This is a genomic window from Halorubrum salsamenti (assembly GCF_007671685.1).
Classification (GTDB): domain Archaea; phylum Halobacteriota; class Halobacteria; order Halobacteriales; family Haloferacaceae; genus Halorubrum; species Halorubrum salsamenti.
Map to the genome: position 1 here is coordinate 1 of NZ_VCNL01000017.1, position 5,898 is coordinate 5,898.

General features: G+C 54.9%; 6 protein-coding genes and 1 pseudogene. 3 read left to right on the plus strand and 4 right to left on the minus strand.

All coding sequences use genetic code 11. From position 1 onward, the window contains the following. Positions 1-811: 811 nt before the first annotated feature. The 4 genes from FGL94_RS18015 to FGL94_RS18030 form a co-directional block, all read right to left on the minus strand. Complete coding sequence (locus FGL94_RS18015) at positions 812-1,117, minus strand: cupredoxin domain-containing protein (protein WP_241659245.1); 306 nt, start codon at positions 1,115-1,117, stop codon at positions 812-814. Positions 1,118-1,258: 141 nt separating this feature from the next. Beyond that, positions 1,259-2,245 (minus strand): ZIP family metal transporter, encoded by a 987-nt coding sequence (locus FGL94_RS18020; protein WP_241659246.1) that lies wholly within the window; start codon positions 2,243-2,245, stop codon positions 1,259-1,261. Positions 2,246-2,516: 271 nt separating this feature from the next. Further along, positions 2,517-3,776 carry a multicopper oxidase domain-containing protein gene (locus FGL94_RS18025; protein WP_058365976.1) on the minus strand — a complete coding sequence of 420 codons (1,260 nt, stop codon included), beginning with the start codon at positions 3,774-3,776 and terminating at the stop codon, positions 2,517-2,519. 128 nt (positions 3,777-3,904) lie between these two features. Next, positions 3,905-4,582 (minus strand): metal-dependent transcriptional regulator, encoded by a 678-nt coding sequence (locus tag FGL94_RS18030; protein WP_080508389.1) that lies wholly within the window; start codon positions 4,580-4,582, stop codon positions 3,905-3,907. A 237-nt stretch (positions 4,583-4,819) separates the two neighbouring features. Here FGL94_RS18030 and FGL94_RS18035 point away from each other — a divergent pair, with 237 nt between their 5' ends. The 3 genes and pseudogenes from FGL94_RS18035 to FGL94_RS18970 all read left to right on the plus strand — a co-directional run. Further along, positions 4,820-4,987 carry a hypothetical protein gene (locus tag FGL94_RS18035; protein WP_058365971.1) on the plus strand — a complete coding sequence of 56 codons (168 nt, stop codon included), beginning with the start codon at positions 4,820-4,822 and terminating at the stop codon, positions 4,985-4,987. Positions 4,988-5,388: 401 nt separating this feature from the next. Then, positions 5,389-5,637 carry a hypothetical protein gene (locus FGL94_RS18045; RefSeq protein ID WP_058365972.1) on the plus strand — a complete coding sequence of 83 codons (249 nt, stop codon included), beginning with the start codon at positions 5,389-5,391 and terminating at the stop codon, positions 5,635-5,637. Between the two features lie 6 nt (positions 5,638-5,643). Continuing rightward, positions 5,644-5,823 (plus strand): annotated as a pseudogene (locus FGL94_RS18970) (hypothetical protein); the annotation flags it as partial. Positions 5,824-5,898 lie beyond the last annotated feature (75 nt).

Below are 5,898 nucleotides of genomic sequence, written 5' to 3' on the forward strand. Positions count from 1 at the left end.
TGCAGGGTTGCGCTGGTGTTGGACACACTTTTCGCACCCTGCTGCTTCGTACGTGACGCTTTCTATGACACGCTCCGGGTATTCTTCCGAACGAAACCCTATCAGAGAAGCGCGCCAACAAGACACGGTAGTTTGGGATTCGTTGTACTTCTTGGTATTGTAATAGTTCTCTCGCGACTTGATCAAGCTGTCCAGATGTATTTTATACTATCACCAAATATATTTATATGATTGGACACCTTCTTTGTACTATGTGTATTTACTGTAACGCCTATGGAGAAGAACACTCCGATGAGGAAAGTGAGACGTCAGTGCCCAAAACCACCGATACACCCAATACTTCCTCAGACCAGCATACTGTTCAACAACAGTCTGAGGGAATTCTCTCCCGGATTCGCACCTCGTTAGTGAACCTATTTTGATTGACTACCTCTATGTATCAGGTACTTCATAGCACGATCGAACACGAAGATGATTCGAGAACTACACCAGCACCATCTCTGTTTTGAGCGCGTCACCACCTACTAACAGTTCTGATCGAATGGAATACGAAGGAGCAGCCGTGCCACGGAGTGGATCGCCAGAAGATACCTCAGACTAATTTGGGCATCCGTTTCTAACGACTGGCCGTCTCGATCTTCACCGGTGAGGATCAGTAGTGAGACAACACCGGGTAACGCCAGCGGTAGAGAGTGATTCTTTTCTATGGTTTCGGTTTCGCTTGGAATTTGAAAATCTAAACTCTAGTTGACATGAATAGGAATATTTCGTCATCGAAATACTAACATGGTTCTGAGCCCGCTATTGCCATTTATTCTACCCGAATTGTCCCAACCATTCCAGAACTTTCATGCGGAATACAACAGTACCCGTACGTTCCGGGTTGATCGAACGTGTGCTCGTAGTTCTCTCCCGGGGCGATGAGTCCCTCAGTAACCCGGTTCCTCGCAGCACGCTCTGACTCGAAGCCACCACTTGCGAAGTACACGGCCTCGGCCGGAATCCCGCCTTCGTACGCTGTGACCGTGTGCTGGATGTCGCTCTCGTTCGTCCACATCACTGTCCCACCGGTTTCGATCGTCGCAGTCTTCGGCTCAAACGTGTGATCGTCGGGCATCGTGACGGTCAGGGTCGACGGTGACTGTCCGTTCAAACATCCGGCGGTGCTGAGCGTCGCCAAGGCGGCAGTACTGAGTCGCAACACCGTCCGTCGATTGTGGAATTTGAGTGTCATTGGAACAGAGATGAGTGGTGCCTATCAGAGCGCCACGAAGAGGTCGGTCACGTACATCACGCCGAGGCCGAGCAGGAACGCGAGCAGGTTCGTGGCGCTGGCCACGCGACCGCCTGCATCCCGAACCATTCCCGCGATCTCCCAGTTGACCTGTAAGATTGCACCAACCCCGATCGCGAGGAAGAAGGCGCCGATCGTCGGTGAGTACGCGAGACTACCGATCCACCCGCCGAGGATGACGGGGGCACCGGCGATGACACCGAGCGCGGCGAAGTGCCTGAACGACGGGCGCTCTCCGCGGGCGACCGGTGCAACGACGGCCGGGCCTTCCGTCACGTTGTGGAGCATGAACCCGATCACGAGGAACGCGCCGAGCGACACACGCCCGAGTGCGAACGAACTCCCGATCGCCAGCCCTTCCGCGAGGTTGTGCAGGCCGATCCCGACCGCGACCAGATAGGCGATCCAGAGACCGCTACTCGCCCGACTGTCACCGGCGGCGACACGGCCCTTGCGCCACGCGCTGATTGCCTGAACGAGAGTGAGTGCGCCGAGGATCCCGAAGACGACCAAGAGGTTGCCCTCGTACGCGCCCGGAACCCGTTGAGCAAGTTCGAACGCCTCGAACCCGGCGTCGAACGCCAAGAAGCCGAGGACGCCAGCCGCGAACAAGAGCACGGCGTGCAGCCACCGATCGCTCATCGTCTTGATGTAGGGGAACCAGAGCATCCCTAATGCGACCGGGATCACGCCGACGAACAGCCCGATGACTGCAAGCGTCCAGAGCAGACTGAGGCTAAATCCGGGTGCCTGATTCGGAGCGACGATCGTATTCTCGAATGTCGCCCCGTCAGAGAGTACGAGGGCGACGTTGAGATCCCATCCCGGATTCCAGTGATACGGGATCACGATCTGTGCGCTTTCCATCGGGGCGAGCGTTTGGTCGCCACCGGCTCCTTCGACCTGAAAATTCCAGTAGGCCTCATCGACGAGGACCTGTGCTATCGTCACGGAATCGGGCCCGTTGTTCGTTACGTGTAACACGACCGTTCCGTCGCTCGGAAGCGTTGTGTGTGTGATCGTCACGTCGGGAAGCGGTTCACCGCTCTCGCTCTGAATACTGGCGAGTGGTGACGTAAACGCGAACACACCCAAGACGAGCACGAGCAATACGATCGGAAGTATCGCGCTGACCCATCGCGGTAGTCCGAGCGGCTGTGTGACCTCGTTTTCAGTAGATACACCACTGTCCGCCGTCGGTTTCTGTGTCTTATCCGGCATGTTAGACCACCTCGAAAAAGCTCATCCAGCCGAGTTCGGCGAACTCGGACTGGTGGGCGTGGAACATGTACAGCCCGGGTTCGTGGTCCGAGTAGTCGAGCTCGATGATACCGCGCTGCGCCTGCGTCTGCATGATCGTGTCCACGGTCTTGCGCGTCGGTGTCAGCGTCGTCCCGTGATCATAGTAATCGAAGAACTGCGAGTGCGTGTGGAACGAGTTGATGAGGTCGAACTCAGTCGCATTGGAGAGGTACACGCGTTGCCGTTCGTTCTTGTCGATCTGGATGGGACGCTTCGTCTCGCCGGCTGTCCAGTTGCCGGTGCCGTCGGTACTACCGACCCCGTATGCGAACGCCCGTGTGTTCGCCGCGTAGACCTCGTTCCCGCCGTCGAAGTTGGTGTCGAACGAGTTCATCACCATGACCATCTCGTTGACGGCGTCGTTTTCGGCGTACTCGTGGTTCCGGCTCTTCGCCTCTTCGACGAACCGCGTCCGCATGTCGTCGGTAATCGGGCCGGGATAATTGACGTAATCGCGTGGATTCTCCCTGACGCGTTCGGGGTCCGGATCGACGATGATCGTGCCGTAGAGTCCGCGGTGGATGTGTTCTTTCAGCGGGAGCGAGTGGCAGTGATAGAAGTGCGTACCGGCTGGTTGGGCAATCCACTCGTAGGTGAATGATTCTCCCGTATCGAGCACACCCGGCCCGTTCTGGGGGATCCCATCCATTCGCGGGTTAAGGTTCTTCAGATGCGGATGGATCGTGTGAGCGTGCCGTCCGAGGTTCGTGAATTTGACGCGAATTAGGTCGCCCTCAACAGCACGGATCGTGGGGCCCGGCACCTGACCGTTGAATGCCCACGCTTGGAACTCGACGCCCGGCGCGATGGTGATCGTTGTGTCGACCGCGGTGAATTCGAACTCCCGTACGGTTCGACCATCCTCCTCGTAGACCTGCTGCGGAACGTTATCCTGCCCGCTGTCTCCGGTATTGAACGCGGTGAGGAACTCGTGCGGATCGAAGTCCAAATCTCGGTATTCGCCCACCGCACCGAAGTTACCGTGTGTATCATCGCCCTCGTGGCCGGGTGACGCACTTGCACGTGAACTCCCGAGTCCAACGGCGGCACTTCCCGCGACACCAAGACTGCCGAGTACCGTGCGACGACTGACGCTCGTTTCACCGGTGAGTGATTCAACCAAACGCTGTTCGAGTCGTTTGGTGACATCTGCCGCACTCTCGTAATCTATCGAGGGCATGATCTCCTCGACGGGTTGACTATTCGGATACCCATATGTGATAGTGGATGATCCCAATATATAAATTAGACCCATCTAAACTTTGAGTAGATCTAAACTAAAAATGGACTAGCAGACTTCCGAGCTTCTCAGTGAGAACTCTGTGTGAGAGATTGGGTGGATATGGAACGTGCGACTTCTTCGGGTAGCGCAACCGGACCATCTCCGTTATCAGGGTCAAGTGTGACCATTCCGAATGGCGCAATCTCGACAACATCTACGACAGTTCCGGGATGAATCCCATGTTTGGACAGGTACCGGAGGAGATCTGGATCGGTGTCCGGAACCCGTACGATCTGAACGCTGTCACCCACTTGATGATCAGCAAGACGTTCACCATCCTTTGCTCCCGATACATCCAGATCCGCGGTGGGAATTGGGTCGCCATGCGGGTCAACCGCTGGTTGTCCTAGCTGCTCTGCAATCCGGTCGGCAAACTTACTGCTGATGTGGTGTTCGAGGCGATCTGCTTCGTCGTGTACCTCTGCCCAATCATACTCGAGGTGGTCCGTCAGATATCGTTCTAACAGTCGGTGATGGCGAATGATTTCGAGAGCAATAGGAACCCCAGTATCAGTGAGCTCAACTCCCTTGTAGGGCTCGTACTGCACGAAATCACGCTCTGATAATTTTTTCATCATACTGGTAACCGTCGATTGCTCTACGTCGATATACTCAGCGAGCACCGAAGTTCGTACCCGGCCGTCTGTTTCGTTCTGAAGAGAATAGATCGCTTTGAGATAGTCCTCCATGATCGCGCTCAACATTGGAAAAGAATTAGACATGGCTAAATTTATAATTTTCTTCATCTGTGTTACTTGGAGTGTCAATTATCAATGGTGTCTCGCTAGAATTCGGTTAGATCGTGTATCCGTTTGTTTCCTTGCTTGAGGGTTGAATACCATCTCTCTGATGTCTAAAGGCGTTCCGGCAGTACAAGGGCCGGAATCCTGCATGAAAAACTTCGAACCTATATATAGCGGACAAGCAAAGTTCACCATAAAATGTCAGACCTGATCGTCAAAGCAGCTGTGAAGGATGCACTGTCGGACCACAACGTCTCGGCCGATTTCTACAACTCCCTCAACGAGGAGGTCGCCGATCTCCTCGATGACGCCGCCGAGCGTGCCGAATCGAACGACAGGAAGACGGTCCATCTCCGCGACCTGTAGCTCCGGATTTCGCGAGGTCGACACAGAGATCGCGGACGACGTCGAGCGAATCAAGACGCTGATCGAGCAGCTGGAAACCGGTGAGATTTCGATCTCGGATGGAGAGGAGATTTTTCAAGTGGGACAAGACCGACTTGCGAAGCTCCGCGAACTCGTCGTCGATAGAGATGGTGAGATCAAAGAGTTAGAATGACAAGTTCGCTCACGAAGAATTAACCAACGAAACCCAATATCTCACCTGTGCTGTTGGTTAAGATGGTTCGATGTTATCTTCGGGCCAAATACCCCCGAGACATTCATAGATTAGCAACATTCTCCATATACAGAAAATATTTATTCCTCACCAAATTTTCCCATAATGTGTACCACGACTCCGTTGGTGCATACCCATACTCGCACGTATGATAACTCGGTCAGTTACCATCGAAGACATCGATGACCTGTACCTGATGTGGAACGACCACATCAACGCTTCCGCCCTCTATCGCCGCACCCTCCGCGAGGAAATGGAAGTCCGCGACGTCGACCCCGACGACCTCCGTGACCTCCTCGAACGGGCTCGCGAGCTGGGCCACACGAAAGAAGAAATCGTCGACGAGACCAATCGGTACGCCGATCTGAAGACACTCGTCGAAGACGCAGAGGAATAACCCGCAATGTCACAGGACAGTACACCCTCCGAGACGCCTGAGAATCGCACTGACAGTCAGTCCACGGCAGTGAGCAAAGTCTCCAGACAAGCCGTCCTTACAGTTGCGCTGTTGAGTCTGTTCGCTGTCCAGCCCGTCGCAGCACAGACCAGCGCTGTTTGCAGCGCGGACAACCTACCGAGTATCAGTCGATCACATCGACAGCCGCGTAATCTCGTCTGATGGCGATGAATCAGATGGAACTGGTCGTGGCGCGTCTTC

What these genes read in the sequence shown, in the direction of transcription:
- FGL94_RS18025 (WP_058365976.1), bottom strand. Translation starts at nt 3,776, where the DNA reads ATGCCCTCGATAGATTACGAGAGTGCGGCAGATGTCACCAAACGACTC.
- FGL94_RS18045 (WP_058365972.1), top strand. Translation starts at nt 5,389, where the DNA reads ATGATAACTCGGTCAGTTACCATCGAAGACATCGATGACCTGTACCTG.
- FGL94_RS18030 (WP_080508389.1), bottom strand. Translation starts at nt 4,582, where the DNA reads ATGTTGAGCGCGATCATGGAGGACTATCTCAAAGCGATCTATTCTCTT.
- FGL94_RS18035 (WP_058365971.1), top strand. Translation starts at nt 4,820, where the DNA reads ATGTCAGACCTGATCGTCAAAGCAGCTGTGAAGGATGCACTGTCGGAC.
- FGL94_RS18015 (WP_241659245.1), bottom strand. Translation starts at nt 1,117, where the DNA reads ATGCCCGACGATCACACGTTTGAGCCGAAGACTGCGACGATCGAAACC.